Here is a 14,715-nt window from a genome sequence, read left to right as displayed (position 1 = left end):
GCCGACGAAGTACCGACCTGTGCGGAGTGGCCCGCCGCCTTCAGGTAGCCGATACGGTGCGCAGATGCGAGCATTCATTCAATGTAACCAGGCGCGGATGACCCGATTCGATCACCACGCGGCTGATGCCGGTGTTGTCGGGACGATGGAAGAAGAATTGACCTGCACCGATCAACCCGCCCAGGTAGCCGTTTAGCACACCCCCGTGCGTGACCACGACAACCTTACCGGCCCGGTGTAGATCGATGATGTCATCGATCGCCGCCATGAACCGCGCCCTAAACGTTTCAATATCGGTGCCCCATGCAGACAAATCCCCGGCCAGACAGGCGAAGTACCTCGGATCTCCCGCAGTGCGCAGGTCATCGAAGTGAAGGTACTCGGGTGCCTCACGGTCGAACTCGGCTAATCCGTCGACTTCGACCACTGATAGGCCGAGAGACTCCCCTATGTGAACCGCTGTCTGCATGGCCCTGCGCAGCGGTGATGAATAAATGGCGTCGAACTCTTCGACAGCAAGGTAATACGCTACCCGCTCTGCCTGTGCGACACCCGCTTCACTCAGTCTAGGATCGGCCTGCTCGCTTCCGGCCGCGTCCCGCGCCGCTTCGGCGTGCCGTACGAGTACCAGCTCCACCGCTCGTCAGCCGCGTTCCCGATGCATGGCCTGCCGCGCGGCCGCTCGACCCATCCAGCCGAGTAGTTGCCGGTTGGCGTACTTTAGTTCGCCCGATTGCCACTCGCCCTTCTCATTGAAGATACCGCGCTGACCGGTGGATGGGTCATAGACTTCGACGAAACCATCCTCGGTCATCGCGTAGACCTGTCCGGTGAGTGGGTCGGTGAGCTCTTTCGCGGCAGCCATCACTTCTCCATCCACTTGCCGAGGGTATGGTGCATCTGCCTGATTCGGCTTTCCTGGTACTGCCCGAGGGTGAGTCCTGCTTTGCGGGTCGCCTTCATGCCACGCTGGACGAAGAGCATGTTGTCGATATCCTGATCAAACACCGGGCCGAGCAGGCCTAGTTCCTCAACATCAGAGAACTTCTCGTCCTCATCCACCCAACGAACTTTGGCCGGCGGCGGCTTTTCACCGCTCTGTGGCGGGTCCGCCATGATGATGGTTTCGAAGATGCACGAGTCAGGATTGAAGCCGTTCGGGCGCCACCGGTAACAAATGTTGCTCTTAAATCCGCCCCACGGATGGAAGTTGGGGAAAACCGTGTGCTGCACGGTGTCAAGCAGTTCACTGTCAGAGTAGTCTGAGTAGTCCGTTCCAGACAACTCAGATAGCTGCTTTCGCATGGCCTCGGCGAGGACCGCACGAGCAGATGACCCCTCTGGCACATCAGGGATCCCTTCCTCGCCGGCCTGGAGATCTCGTCCCGCGTCAACCGAATAGAAGGTCCGGGCCGCGTAGAATGATTCTAGGACGTCTTGTTCCTCAACGAAATCGGCCACATGCGGGCTCGGCGCACCCTGGACGTTGATCATCCGGTTCCAGTGCGGCTGGTCGCTCGTGGCGTCGTACTGAGAGTTTGCGTCTGCCGTCCACGTCATGATCTGCGGGTGCGTCGCGATGACATGGTAGGTCTCCATGAACGCCTCTTGCGCCGCCTTCCAATTCAGCGGCAGGACCTTCGCGACATGAACGGCCTTGTAGCGCTGTTCGATCGGCCAGATCCACTTCTCGGGAAAGTCGCCAAGGAACTCGGATAACGGCCCGGCATCGGGATCGGGATTGAGGAATACGAAACCCCGCCAGGTACCGACCTTAGCCTCGGGTAACGTGAGCTTGTCCTTGTCGACATGCGGGAAGTCCCACGCGCAGGGCAAATTCTTCATCGAGCCGTCGAGATTCCACGTCCAGCCGTGGAACGAGCAACGCAATTCCGGAACAGTACCACCACGGTCACGCAGCAATCGTGACCGATGCAAGCACGCGTTCACGTACGCGCGGATGGTATCCGGCTCTGTCCGGACCACGATGTACGACATATCGCCGATCTCGTAGATCACATGGTCACCGACCTCGGGAATCTCCTGTTCGAGGCAGGCAAACTGCCAGACCCGGTACCACATCTTCTCCATCTCGACCTGGGCGAACTCCTTGGAGGTATAGCGCTCGATCGGGATGTCGGTAGGGTCGGTCTGGTCATTCGCACTGTAGCGCAGAGTCTCGGGGACAGGTTTCGTGTCACGGTCGAGGTACTCTTGTACGCTGGGGCCCTCAGGCTGGCCACCGCCATCGGTGGGCACCGTCGTCATTGACTCTCCTCAACAGGTACGACAACGCGCTAATTGGCAATGTACTCGTACATTAGACTATTTGTCAATCGAGTTAATTCGCATGGCAAGCGCCCACCGCCGCGACGACGCTCGACATGTACTCACGGGGCCGAGGCCGTATTGACGATCACGGTGCCAGCTGACCCGTCGACGGTGAGCCTGTCCCCGGTCCTGATCTCGTGCAGTGCTTGACGCACCGACACGACGCACGGCACCCCTAGCTCCCGGCTGATAATGGCGGCGTGACTGCCCTGTGCACCAACCGCGCAGACCACCGCGGCGGCAGCCATTAGCAGAGGCGTCCAGGACGGATCCGTCGAGGCACACACCAAGACCTCCCCCGGGTTCAGCTCTTCCACCTCCGAGAGATCACCGACAACCCTCGCCTGCCCGACAGCGACTCCGGGCGACGCCGCCACCCCCTGAAGCGCACCGCGCTCCTCAGCGACATCCGACCGGGTGGGGGATGCCGCGCCTCTGACCGGCCAGCTACTTATCGGCGGCACCTCTACACCGTGCATGACGGTGTACGGCGGCACCCGGTCTGCCAGCTTCGCGAACTCTGCAGCCCGATTGGCCAGCAAGCCTTCCCACTCCTCAGGATCGCGCACGAACGCATCGAGCTCGGCTTCGCAGAGCTGAAAGACATGGTGCGCAGCGACAATATCCTCCCGGGCCTCGGCGCGCCTGCCGAGCTCAACGAACGGCAGGCGCACCTCGTGCACGGCGCGGACCAGCGCATCCTTGCAAGCCTCGCGCATCCGGTAGAAGAGGTGGCTGGACCGGATGGCCGCCGCGAGCGTAGCCGACGTCTGTGCGTCCGATGCGGCGAGATCCTCGAGCTCTGCTATGGCCTTGTCGCGCATCGACGCTCCGATGCCGACGCGGCGCTCGGGTGACTGGCCGTCACCCTGCTCACGGATTCGGTCGATCATATTCAGCACGATCACCGGACGGGTCTCCCAGGTATCGGAAGCAAGGTCGTACTCATTCGGACCGCGGTGACCGAACTCCGTCAAGAACGCTCTAATGCGCGCAAGGAACTCAGGCGTCTCAGAGGACGCGGACGGCGCGGCAAGCCGGCTGAGGAGGCCAGCGGTGCCAGCGTCGAATGCATCGGTCAGCTCGGACGAGCCACGTACGAGGCGCGAGAGGTCCCACACCTGCCGATTCATCCTCGCGGACTCAACATCGCCCACCGCCGTAACGGCAGCGACGGCATGCTCGGGGCGTCCGACTCCTGACGCAATAGCATGGATGGCCGCCGGGCCGACTGAGGCGTTGATAACGACCTGGATGTAGACGTCCCAGGCGCGCCGTAACCGCTCACAAGCCGCGCGGCCATGGGCGACGAGCTCGTGGTCCTTGAGACGAGCGAAGTCCGGGCGCGCGGTGCGCCAGGAACGCGACTCCGCAACAAGGTCCTCGGCGTACGGAAGACGTTCGGCTGACAGCGCGGCAGCGAGAACCTGCCCGACCGCCTCGGAGCATTCCTCGTCGGAGTCACCGGGATGCGGTACATAGGCCGGAACCTCCGGGTTCGAGCCGAAGTACATGCGGTCGATATCGTCGGGATTCGCTCCCGGCGCCCGTTGCCCGAAGACCCGCCCAATACTGACCTGGTTGTATAGGTAGCCACCCCAGCATCCGTAGACCTCGGCGACAGGTTCGGCGAACTCTTCGCGCCGGAATGCGCCCAGGTTGACCCAGGCATCGACAGTGCCGGGCACGGCGGCCTGCTCCCATGCCAGTGTCCAAGTCAGCGGCGGAAACGGCTCAGGCCCCACTTCATCAGCATTGGCTCGCGTGAACAGCGGGAACCGGGGACTGGTGGCCGTATCGGTCAGCCATCGGTCCATCGAGACTCCTTCCCTGGCGTGCCACCGCTGGACTCAGTCCGCCGGTCGCACACCACGCTTCGTGACCGTGACCGGACCTTCCTCAATGCGCAGCTGACAAGCGAGCCTCGTACGTCCGTCGACGGGTCTGCGCAGCGCCTGGATACCCTCTTCTTCGAGATCGTCGATCGGAGCGCACCCCTCCTCGCCGCTCTCTACCCGAACGAAACAGGTTCGGCAGGTCCCCTGCCCACCGCATACCGTTGGCCAGCGGTAGCCTTGTCGCTGCGCAGCGGCCATGAGCGATTCGCCTGGCCGTACATCGATCTCGATCTCCGAAGGAACAACTCGGACGGAATTTGCCGTACCGTCGGCGGACTGGGCACTCGTCGCCATGGACACTCTGTCCTGTCGATCCGTGCAGCCTTCCACGCCTACCTTCCCGTTCGGTCGTCGACGAGATAGTTCATGTATATATTTTCTACCACTATACTAGTCAACCGTCTGCTAGCCAAGCGCTCTACGGCTAAATAATTTATCTTGCGACTAGATGATAGACTCAAAGGCGTAGCACCGGTACCGACGTGGCCGTCGGCCACCGCGCACGAAGGGAGTGGCATGCGCAGCGCAAGCGGCAGCGACATCAGATGCGTGCTGGGAATGCTCGGCGTCGATGTGCATTCCAAGGGACTACGCACGCTTGCACGGCTGTTGCGTGATCGCGGTGTCACGATCGTCTACCTTGGTGAACACAACAGTCCCGACGGCATGGCCCATGCCGTGGCAGTCGAGGACGCCGACGTCGTCGGAGTCAGCTTCAGCACCAGCACGTACGTGCCACACACGACTGCGTTGCTAGCGGCTATGCGGCGGGCAGGAGTGGCGGACGTGCCGCTTATGGTCGGCGGGCTGATCCATCCCGATGACGAGCCAACCCTGCTCAACGCCGGTGTGGCAGCGGTATTCGGCCCCAGTTCTACAACCGAGGAGATCATGAACTTCTTGACCGACCTACCCCGAGCAAGAGATCGCGCGGCGTCATGACCGAGCGCCCCGCAACCGAGAGCACGCCGAAGTGGCTACAAGACGGGAGCGAGAACGTCTCGGTACGGTTATCCCGTACCAACACTTGGGGAGGGCTTGAGACTAGAGCGTGGTATGGACCCGAGGATGCGCCGAAGCTGGACTACGAGCGCAACCTTGGCGACCCCGGCACCTACCCCTACGCGAGGGGTTCCTACCCGGACATGTACCGCAGCAAAATGTGGACGTTGCGTAACATCGTTGGCTACGGCACGCCCGCCGACACCCGGGATGGTCTTGCCCGCGCCCGCTCAGCGGGCTCCCCCGGATTCGACATTGTGCTCGACACGCTCAGCCAAGAGGCGATTGACCCCGATCATCCCACTTTCCCCGTCGAGGTAGGAAGGGAGGGGTGCACGCTCGCCTGCGTTGCCGATCTTGAACAGCTGCTCGACGGCATCGACGTTACCAAGACGGATATCGCCTGGCACTCCACGGTACTGCTCTATCCGATGCTGGCCGCCATGGCCCGCAGGCAGGGACTGTCACTCGACAAGCTGCAGGGCTCGCATATGCCCGACCACGTCCAGCTCAACCTGACCGGATACGGCGAGCGGATCATGCCGGTTCGGCTCGCGCATCGTGCCTCCGTGGACTGCCTCGAGTATGTCGCCCGGCACAGCCCCCGGTGGGCTTGCGGCTTCCCGCAGGCATACAACCTGCGCGAGCGTGGCCTCACTCCGGCCGGTGAGATTGCGGTCGGAATGGCGATTGTCAACCAAACCCTGCACGACCTCGCCGAACGCGGCGTCACCGCGGACGACATTGCACCGTCCCTCGCATGGGTATCTACGTCGGATATCGATCTCTTCGAAGAAGTGGGCAAATATCGCGCGCTGCGGCGTGTCTGGGCACGCACACTCTCCGAACGGTTCAACGCAACGAATTCTCGCAGCCTCCGGCTGCGTATGGCGTGCCACACGTCTGGTCGCTCGCTCACTTACCAGCAACCGTACAACAACATTGTCAGGGCGACGGTGCAGACACTCGCCGCCATCCTCGGCGGCGTGCAGTCCGTCGAGACTTGCACGTACGACGAACCGATCTGTATTCCCACCCACGAGGCACGGGAAATTGCCATTCGCACCCAACAGATCCTGGCACACGAGGTCGGTGCCGCACGCACGGCTGATCCGCTCGGCGGCAGCTGGTACGTCGAAACACTGACCAACAACGTCGAGTCCGCAGCACTCGACCTGCTTGAACGCATTGAAGGGATGGGGCTGTTCACGGCGGTCGAGTCAGGCTGGATTGAGTCGCTGATGGACGAGACCAATGAACGAATCGAACGTGAACTGGCCACCGGCGAGCGCGTGCTCGTTGGCGTCAACACGTTCGCGCGGCCCGACGAGCACCGGCCGGCCCGGTTCTCCTTCGACCAGTCCTCGATCGCTGAGCACGTTAAGGCGTTCACGGAACGCAAGTCGACGCGCGACCAAGCCGCGCTCAGCGCCGCGATACGGGCGCTGCACGACACGGCGGCGCGGGGAGAGAACTGCCTCGACGCCATGATTGACGCATTCGAGCTTGACGCGACGATCGGGGAGGTGTGGGGCACGTTCCGGCTGGCGCTCGGCTATCCCTATGACCCCTTCGGCGTGCTCTCGTCTCCATTCCATTGACCGACACGAGCGTGACATGGCCCCAACGACACAACCGCACTGGGAGAAGCGATGAGTCCCACGATCGATGCCAGCGCCACGACGCGCTCGCGCAAGTTGACGCAGTCACTGTGGGAGGCGGACTATTCGGTGCCCCTTCGCGAAGTCACTATCGGCGAACTGCTCCGCGAGGCGGCGGCGGACTCGCCGGACACCACCGCCCTTGTCGCGGGGGTCGCCGACCCGGCGGCACGAACCCGTTGGACATATCGTGAGCTGCTGGCGCTCACGGAGCAGGTGGCCCGCAACCTTGCCGCGCGTTACGAGCCGGGCGACCGACTCGCAATCTGGGCACCGAATGTCGCGGAGTGGGAGATCGTGCAGTTTGGTGCCGTCATGGCCGGACTGATCGTCGTCGCGATCAACCCGGCCTACACTGGCCCCGAGCTCAGCTATGCGCTGAGCCAGTCCGGCGCGGTGGGCGTTGTCGTGGCCGACGAGTACCGGGGCAGGAACCTCCGCGCTGTCGTCGATGAGCTGCGCGGTGAGCTTCCCGCCCTGCGGGACGTGATGGGCTTCGACACCCGTTCCCCCCTCTGGCATAGCCCTCACGCGGACGCGACGCTACCCAACGTACGGCCAGACGATCCCGCGATGATTCTCTACACGTCGGGCACAACGGGCAACCCGAAGGGCGCGGTCCTCACACATCAAGCGCTGTGCAACAACTCACATCTCTTCGGCCGCAGGCTTGATCTTCCGCAAGAGTCGGTGTGGCTCAACTGCATGCCCATGTTCCATCTCGGCGGTTCCGCTTTCGGCGCCATCGGTGCGGTCTGGAATCGCGCGACTCACATTATTACGATATTCGAACCAGAGCTGATGCTCGACCTGATCGAGTCCGAGCGCCCCGCCTTCGTCCCAAGCGTTCCCACCATGGCACTAGCCATGATGGAACATCCGACGTTCGCCGACCGCGATGTCAGCTCGGTGCGGGTTCTCATGGCAGGGGGAACAACGCTTTCTCCCGAGATCGTACGGCGAGTCGAGCGCGATTTTGGCTGCGCGTTCATTCCGTGCTACGGCCAGACCGAGGCGAGCGGGGTCATCGCGCAAGCCCACATCGACGACTCGCTCGAGGCCAAGTCGGAGCGGGCGGGACAGCCACTTGAACAGGTCGAAGTCAAGGTCGTCGACCCGGCCACCGGAGAAATCGTGCCCTGTGGCGAGACTGGCGAGTTTTACCTCAGGGGCTACACCACCCTGAAGGAGTACTTCCGCATGCCAGACGCGACCGCCGCGACGATCGACGATGATGGCTGGCTGCACACTGGTGACCTCGGAATCATGGATGAGCAGGGTTACGTGCACGTCTCCGGCAGACTCAAGGAAATGATCATCAGAGGGGCAGAGAACATTTATCCTCGCGAGATCGAAGATGTGCTCGCCGAACATCCCCAGATCAGCGAGATCGCCATCGTGGGGCTGCCGGACGACTACTTGGGCGAGCAGGTGTGCGGTTTCGTCCGATTGTCCCCCTCGGCGACAGCCGATCCCGATGACTGGTTCGCCTTCGCCAGGCAACGACTCATGTCGAGCAAGATCCCTCGTCGCTGGTTCCTGGTCGACACCATGCCGACCACGCCGTCCGGAAAGATCCAGAAGTTCCGGCTCAGAGAACTCGCCGACCAGCGCGAGATCATCGAACTCAGCGCCGCAGGCAGCGAATCACATTAACATCAGGTACCAACAGTTGAATGGTAGAGTATATAGAACCCCCATCCCCGAAACAGGAGGTCGGACAATGGTCCATGCGCAGTCAGCGCTGGAAGCCGACGCTGCGGAAACCGCCCTGTCGACCGCAGACCTCACGCAGATGTACCGGACGATGCGCTTAATCACCTCGACCGGAGAGCATGCGGTAGGCGAAGTCAAGGCAGGACGCCTCAAGTCGGCGTTCTATCCGGTCAGGGGCCTTGAAGGTGCCTGCGCCGCGATGGGAGTTGCCATGCTGACAGAAGACCAGTTGGTCTCCAACTACCGGAGCCTTGGCGATGCCCTGGCCAAAGGGGCATCGTTGCGCAGCATCGTCGCCGAGATCTACGGCCGCGCCGACGGCACGTCCAAGGGCAAGGGCGGCGCCATGCACATCCACGACCAGTCCGTCGGATTCGTGACCAGCACGGGCGTCGTCGGCTCCGGGATCCCCATCGCAGCAGGTCTTGGCCTTGCCGCGCAGCTCGATGGGGCCGCTCGAGCCGTGGTATCCGTGTTCGGCGACGGCACAACCTCGATCGGCGCATACCACGAGTCGATGAATCTCGCCAGTCTATGGAACCTTCCGATGGTCTTCGTCTGCCAAAACAACCAGTGGGCCGAGCACACTCCCATTGCGGAGTACGCCGCGTCCACCGACCTGGCGGCGCGAGCGGAGGCGTACGCGATGCCGTCGCTTGCTGTCGACGGTTTCGACCCCATTGCAACGGCACAACAACTGCGCACCGCACTCGGCAGAGCACGCAACGGCGGCGGGCCGACCTTCGTCGAGATCAAGACCTACCGGCTGACGGGACACTCTGGCTCCTCCGACTACTCCTACATGCCTACGGACGAGCTCGCCGCCGCGACCGAGCGCGACCCTGCACCCACCTTCCGGCGCTGGCTCCTCGACGAGGGTGTGCTCGACGAGCAGGCGCTCGCGGAGGTCGACAAGGAGGTCATCGCGGAGGTCGAGGACGCGTTCGCGTTCGCCCAAGACAGTCCCCAGCCCGCCGCGAGCGAGCGCTACACAGACGTTTTCGCCGACGAGAAGGTGGTGTCAGCACTGTGACGACGACAGCAGAGAGCACGACAACGACAAGCCAGGACGAGACGACGCGGATGACCATGGCGGTGGCCATGAACTCCGCGCTCGACCTCGCCCTTGACGGAGACGAGAAGGTCATTCTGCTCGGTGAGGACATCGCCGATCCGGCTGGCGGCGTCTTAAAGGTGACACGCGGACTGTCGTCCAAATACGGGACCGGCAGGGTACGGGCGACCCCCATCTCCGAGACCGCAATCATCGGTACCGCGATCGGCGCGGCGCTAGCCGGTTACCGGCCTGTTGCCGAGATCATGTTCATGGACTTCATGGGCGTGTGCCTCGACCAGATCACCAATCACGCCGCGAAGCTGCGGTACATGTCGGGCGGCCACTCCACGATCCCGATCACCATCAGGACCACTGTCGGCGAGCAACGCTTCGGCGCACAACACTCGCAGTCACTCGAAGCGTGGTTCATGCACACTCCGGGCATCAAGGTCGTGATGCCCTCAACCGCGATCGAAGCCAAGGGACTTCTCGCGTCCTGCGTCGCAGACGACGACCCGTGCCTATTCATCGAGAACGTCCGCCTCGCCTTCAGCCAGAAGCAGGAGGTGCCCGTCGGCGACTACCGCATTCCGCTCGGAGAAGCCGACGTCAAGCGCCCAGGGGCCGACCTGTCCGTCATCACCTACGGGCCAGCCGTCCACACCGCGCTCGCAACCGCAGAGACCCTCGCCGACGAGGGCATCGACCTCGAGGTCGTCGACCTGCGCACGTTGATCCCGCTCGACATGGCAAGCGTCATGGACTCGGTCGCGAAGACACGCAAGGCGATCGTGCTGCATGATGCGACGACGTTCTGCGGGCCCGGCGCTGAGATCGCCGCACGAATCACCGAGGAATTGTTCGGCAAGCTCGACGCGCCGGTAAAGCGGCTTGGCGCGGGATACCACCCCGCACCGTACGCGCCTTCCGGGCTATCTTACCTCCCAACTTCGGACGAACTCGCCGACACGGCACGAGAGCTACTCGGCTACTGAGCTGATCTCACAGCGAGCATAACGAGTGCGACGGCGGGGCTGGAGTCTTACCAGCCCCGCCGTCTGCTATCAAACGCATCTACGCAGCGAACCGCAGCGGAAGGCTCTTGATGCCGTGCAACGCGAAGCTCGGCTGATATTCCACGTCTTCCGGAGCGCAGTCCAACATGATCTCGCTAGTGCGGTCGAGCCACGCATTGATACCGACCCGAGCCTCGAGCCGCGCGATTGGAGCGCCAAGGCAGAAGTGCTCGCCCTTACCGAACGCAAGATGAGTACCGTCGCCCGAACGGTCGAACTTTAACGTATCCGGGTAGGCAAACACGGCATCGTCACGATTTCCCGCGGCATAGGCAAGGAACAGGTTGGAGCCGCTCGGGATGGTGATGCCGCCGACTTCGGAATCCTCAGTCGCCGTCCGGAACAGTCCCTGAATCGGCGCCTCGAGCCGGAGCACTTCCTCGACCACCTTGGGGACGAGCGCGCGATCAGCGCGGACGGCCGCCATTAGCCCCGGCTCGGTCAGCAACCAGAACATAATCGAGGTCAGCAGGTTCGTCGTCGTCTCATTTCCTGCCACCAGAAACTGGACAAGCATCTGGAGCATCTCGTCGTGCGTCAACGGCGTCTCACCGTCGATCCGCGCCTGCACGATCGCGGAAAGAAGATCATCGGTCGGGTCCCGCTGACACCGCTCGATCTGTTCGGAGAAGTAGTCATAGAACTCGTTCACCTGGTCAAAGATTTCGCCGATCTCCTCATCGGACAGCGCCATGCTCCCCGCACCAGCCACGAAAGCATCCGACCAGCGCTTAAAGGTGGCATGCAGTTCACTGGGGACACCGAGGATGTCGGCGATCACCGTCATTGGTAGCAGAATCGAGAAGTCGGCTACCATCTCGGCGCGCCCGGTGCCGATGAAGTTGCTAATTAGATTGTGGGCGATCTTGTCCACCGAGGGCTCCATGGCCATAACTCGGCGCGCGGTGAACGCTTTGTTGACCAGCTTTCGCTGCCGCAGATGCACTGGCGGGTCGGCGTTGAGCAGCACGGTCGACTTGCTAATCTCAACCCGCCGTCGCGCTTTCGCTCGCAGGTCCTCGCCCACTTCGGGGCTCTCGATCAACCTGCGTGCCAATGGCGTCACGGATCCCGGTCCACTCGCCATCACTGAGGAGAACTTCTCGGGCGCTCTAAGCACCTCAACGATATCGGCATACCTGGTGACGGCATATGCTTGAATACGGTCGATCCAGCGCGGCGCCGCTTCGGAACGCAACAACGCATGTGCCCTGTGCGGGCACCGAACCGCGTCCGGCTTCGCGGCGAACAGTTCTGCAACGGGGTCATGCACGTCCACGGGTTCCCCTTCGCGGAAATCTCGTCATTCGGTACAACCACAAGTTTACTCTAATAGTAGAGTATACACAAAACAACCTCTAGTCGGCACGACTACGACCGGTACAGCTACCCGCCGTCCTGAGCCGCCCGCAGAAAGGGGATCGTTGCCTCGCTCAACCCGCCGTCGACATACAGCACCTGTCCGGTGATGTAGCGGGAATCCGGGGAAGCGAAGAATGATACGACATCGGCGATATCCTCAGGCGACCCCCGACGTCCGAGCGGAAGCACCGCGTTGAAGCGCGACTCACGGTCCGGATCAGCAGTGTACTGCGCCGTGCCCTCGGTCAGCACACCACCGGGAGCCACCGCGTTAAATCGGACTCCCGAGTGTGAAAACTCCACAGCACACAGCTTGGTAAGCGAGACCAGCGCCGCCTTGGACGGGGAATACGCGCCGGCGCCCGGCATCGCCACCTTCGACGCCATCGATGCGACATTGACCACCGATCCGTTGGTATCCGACAACAGCGGGAGTAGTCGCTGCGTCAACAGTAGGGGCGCGATGGCGTTCACGTCCATGACGTGGCGGAACCGCTCGGCTGTCAGATCCTTCAGTGGCGAGGGCGGGAAGATGCCCGCGTTGTTCACGAGCACATCGAGCTTTCGAACGGATGTGACCAGCTCCTCGATTGCGGAGGAGTCCGACAGGTCGCACACCGTCGCTCTTCCATCGACATCGTTCGCGACGACTTTCGCCGTGGTCTCGTCACGGTCAACGACCGTCACCGAGTATCCGTCCGAGGCGAGCCGATGTGCGATCGCGCGCCCGATCCCTTGACCTGCGCCCGTCACCAATGCTTCGCCCATGACCACCCTCATCTCCTCGGATCTCGGTCTTCTCGGTCTCGACCCAACCTCTCACTGTGCTGATCATACTCGAGTTGTCAATTATTGCGTACACTATTATTCTCAGTTAGCGCATGACCGTTCTGCAGACGGACCAGCACATGCCACACCCTCCCCGTTTCCCAACCGAGCCGGGGCCACCCCCGACGGCCGGGTTCCTACCTAGGAGGCTCCTCGATGACCAAGACCTCGAGTCAGCACAGCACCGCCGCCGTGGTCGGTGGCGGCATAGCCGGGATGACCGCCGCGTATCGACTACAACAAGCGGGCTTCGACACAACCGTCTTCGAGAGCCGCGACCGTGTCGGCGGGCGGATCTGGACCATCCGCAAGGGCGATTTCCTGATGGATCTCGGCACCGCGGTGTACCTTGGCACCTACGGGGACGCCATCGCGCTGATCCATGAGATCGGGTTGACCCATGAGTTGGCCGAAGTCCCGGCCACCATGGCAATGACCCGCGGCGGGCTGAACCACTACATCCCGCTCGCCAAACCACTGGTTTCTGGGATCCGCACCCCGGCACTCTCGATCCGCTCTAAGCTGCGGGCACTCAAGCTGGCCGCTGACGTGATCCGTCACCGGAAGGGTCTCGGCTACTACGACTATGACGCTCTGCTGAAGACCGATCACAAGACGGTCCGCGAGTACTGCAGGGAAACCCTCGACGAGGAGCTCCTACAGTACCTCGGACGGCCACTGGTGAGCGGCACCTGGGTCGCCGACGACGTGGAGACCTCGGTCAACCTCCTGTTCTGGACCATCCGCAACATGCTGGTGAAGTCAGTCTACAACCTCACATCAGGCGTGGCCGGATTGCCGGAAGGGCTGGCCACCTTCGTCGATACCCGGCTCAGCCACCCGGTCGAGAACGTGACCGACAACGGGTCCCAGGTCGAGGTCACCTACACGGCCCCCGGCAGCCGCCAAAGGACCGAGACGTTCGACACCTGCGTCATCGCCGCCACCGCGGAGCCCGCCCTCGCGATGTACCCGCAGATGGACGACAACACCCGGAACCTCTACGCCTCGACCAGGTACCGACGGCTCGGCAGCGTGTGCCTCGGCCTCGCCCGTCGTCCTACGGACCCGGCGACGTTCTACCTGATCTCCCCGCACGAGGACCCGGACACCATCGCGGTTATCAACGACCATCACAAGGCGCCCGGTCGCGCACCGGCGGGTAAGGGACTGGTCACCATCCTGCTGTCGCACGAGTATCTTGAACGGACCGAGGGTCACTCAAACGAGCAGACCCTCGAGTACGCGCTGGAACGGCTCAAGCGTTACCACGGCGACCTCAGCGGAGACCTCGAGGAGCACGCCGTTGTCCGCTGGTCAGAATCCGTGCCCACCATCGACCGTGGCCGGTTCGCCCGGATCTCCGAGTACCGCAAGCGAATCGACCGCACCGCCCGGGTGCAGTTTGCCAGCGACCTGGACCGCATTCCTGGGCTGAACGGCGGCCTGGTAAGCGGCGACGAAGCCGCAACCCGTGTCGTCGAGCTGTTCTCCCACCGCATGCCGACGTCAAAGGGTGTGTTCCGCGCGACGCCGACGCAGTCTCAATAATGACAACCAGTCAGGTGGCAACCCCTGCCGCACGTGCCCCAAGGAACCCGAACGGGGTCTGTCTGATTAACGGTGGATCTGGTCTTGGTTCGACACGCCGAGCGTTGCTTGGCGGGAAGGATGAATCATGACCGAAATACTGGAGTCTGTGACTGATGAGGTGGATCAGCAGCAGCTGGCGCAGCAGTTGTTGGAGCAGGCCAGAGAGCAGGGTGTGGAGCTGGTGGGCCCGG

13 protein-coding genes are annotated in these 14,715 nt (G+C 62.7%); 6 read left to right on the top strand and 7 right to left on the bottom strand.

Features of this window, described 5'->3' with window-relative positions:
• Positions 1 to 40: 40 nt before the first annotated feature.
• From CHB84_RS20655 to CHB84_RS24095, 5 genes are all read right to left on the bottom strand, one after another.
• The gene (locus CHB84_RS20655; RefSeq protein ID WP_089303327.1) at positions 41 to 637 is read right to left on the bottom strand and encodes a histidine phosphatase family protein; all 597 of its coding nucleotides are present in this window, start codon (positions 635 to 637) and stop codon (positions 41 to 43) included.
• 6 nt (positions 638 to 643) lie between these two features.
• Entirely contained in the window at positions 644 to 880 is a 237-nt protein-coding gene (locus CHB84_RS20650; RefSeq protein ID WP_217898668.1) for a hypothetical protein, read from the bottom strand.
• Positions 865 to 2,268: an aromatic ring-hydroxylating oxygenase subunit alpha gene (locus CHB84_RS20645; protein WP_089303325.1), complete on the bottom strand. Its 1,404-nt coding sequence runs from the start codon at positions 2,266 to 2,268 to the stop codon at positions 865 to 867. Before CHB84_RS20645 ends, CHB84_RS20650 begins: the two co-directional genes overlap by 16 nt.
• Before the next feature lie 122 nt (positions 2,269 to 2,390).
• Positions 2,391 to 4,148 carry a PEP-utilizing enzyme gene (locus CHB84_RS20640; RefSeq protein ID WP_089303324.1) on the bottom strand — a complete coding sequence of 586 codons (1,758 nt, stop codon included), beginning with the start codon at positions 4,146 to 4,148 and terminating at the stop codon, positions 2,391 to 2,393.
• Positions 4,149 to 4,181: 33 nt separating this feature from the next.
• On the bottom strand, positions 4,182 to 4,523 hold the full coding sequence (locus CHB84_RS24095; RefSeq protein WP_089303323.1) for a 2Fe-2S iron-sulfur cluster-binding protein: 342 nt from the start codon (positions 4,521 to 4,523) through the stop codon (positions 4,182 to 4,184).
• 222 nt (positions 4,524 to 4,745) lie between these two features.
• Here CHB84_RS24095 and CHB84_RS20630 point away from each other — a divergent pair, with 222 nt between their 5' ends.
• From CHB84_RS20630 to CHB84_RS20610, 5 genes are all read left to right on the top strand, one after another.
• Positions 4,746 to 5,171 carry a cobalamin B12-binding domain-containing protein gene (locus tag CHB84_RS20630; RefSeq protein WP_089303322.1) on the top strand — a complete coding sequence of 142 codons (426 nt, stop codon included), beginning with the start codon at positions 4,746 to 4,748 and terminating at the stop codon, positions 5,169 to 5,171.
• Complete coding sequence (locus tag CHB84_RS20625; RefSeq protein ID WP_089303321.1) at positions 5,168 to 6,832, top strand: acyl-CoA mutase large subunit family protein; 1,665 nt, start codon at positions 5,168 to 5,170, stop codon at positions 6,830 to 6,832. The genes CHB84_RS20630 and CHB84_RS20625 overlap by 4 nt, the downstream gene beginning before the upstream one ends.
• Before the next feature lie 51 nt (positions 6,833 to 6,883).
• The gene (locus CHB84_RS20620) at positions 6,884 to 8,548 is read left to right on the top strand and encodes an AMP-binding protein (RefSeq protein ID WP_089303320.1); all 1,665 of its coding nucleotides are present in this window, start codon (positions 6,884 to 6,886) and stop codon (positions 8,546 to 8,548) included.
• 67 nt (positions 8,549 to 8,615) lie between these two features.
• Positions 8,616 to 9,641, top strand: a complete 1,026-nt coding sequence (locus CHB84_RS20615) for a thiamine pyrophosphate-dependent dehydrogenase E1 component subunit alpha (RefSeq protein WP_089303319.1) — start codon at positions 8,616 to 8,618, stop codon at positions 9,639 to 9,641.
• A complete protein-coding gene (locus CHB84_RS20610; RefSeq protein WP_217898667.1) occupies positions 9,638 to 10,660 on the top strand; it encodes an alpha-ketoacid dehydrogenase subunit beta in 1,023 nt (340 codons plus the stop codon). Before CHB84_RS20615 ends, CHB84_RS20610 begins: the two co-directional genes overlap by 4 nt.
• Before the next feature lie 79 nt (positions 10,661 to 10,739).
• Here the strand turns inward: CHB84_RS20610 and CHB84_RS20605 are convergent, their stop codons facing one another.
• Together CHB84_RS20605 and CHB84_RS20600 are read right to left on the bottom strand one after the other, a co-directional pair.
• Entirely contained in the window at positions 10,740 to 12,020 is a 1,281-nt protein-coding gene (locus tag CHB84_RS20605) for a cytochrome P450 (protein WP_217898665.1), read from the bottom strand.
• A 107-nt stretch (positions 12,021 to 12,127) separates the two neighbouring features.
• Positions 12,128 to 12,871, bottom strand: a complete 744-nt coding sequence (locus CHB84_RS20600) for an SDR family NAD(P)-dependent oxidoreductase (protein WP_089303317.1) — start codon at positions 12,869 to 12,871, stop codon at positions 12,128 to 12,130.
• A gap of 216 nt (positions 12,872 to 13,087) precedes the next feature.
• Between CHB84_RS20600 and CHB84_RS20595 the strand changes: the two genes are divergently transcribed.
• The gene (locus CHB84_RS20595) at positions 13,088 to 14,482 is read left to right on the top strand and encodes a protoporphyrinogen/coproporphyrinogen oxidase (RefSeq protein ID WP_089303316.1); all 1,395 of its coding nucleotides are present in this window, start codon (positions 13,088 to 13,090) and stop codon (positions 14,480 to 14,482) included.
• The last annotated feature ends 233 nt before the right edge of the window (positions 14,483 to 14,715 follow it).

The organism is Haloechinothrix alba (assembly GCF_900188115.1).
GTDB classification, from domain to species: domain Bacteria; phylum Actinomycetota; class Actinomycetes; order Mycobacteriales; family Pseudonocardiaceae; genus Haloechinothrix; species Haloechinothrix alba.
The sequence above is the reverse complement of the archived record's forward strand: the minus strand, read 5'-3'. Positions and strand labels throughout refer to the sequence as shown.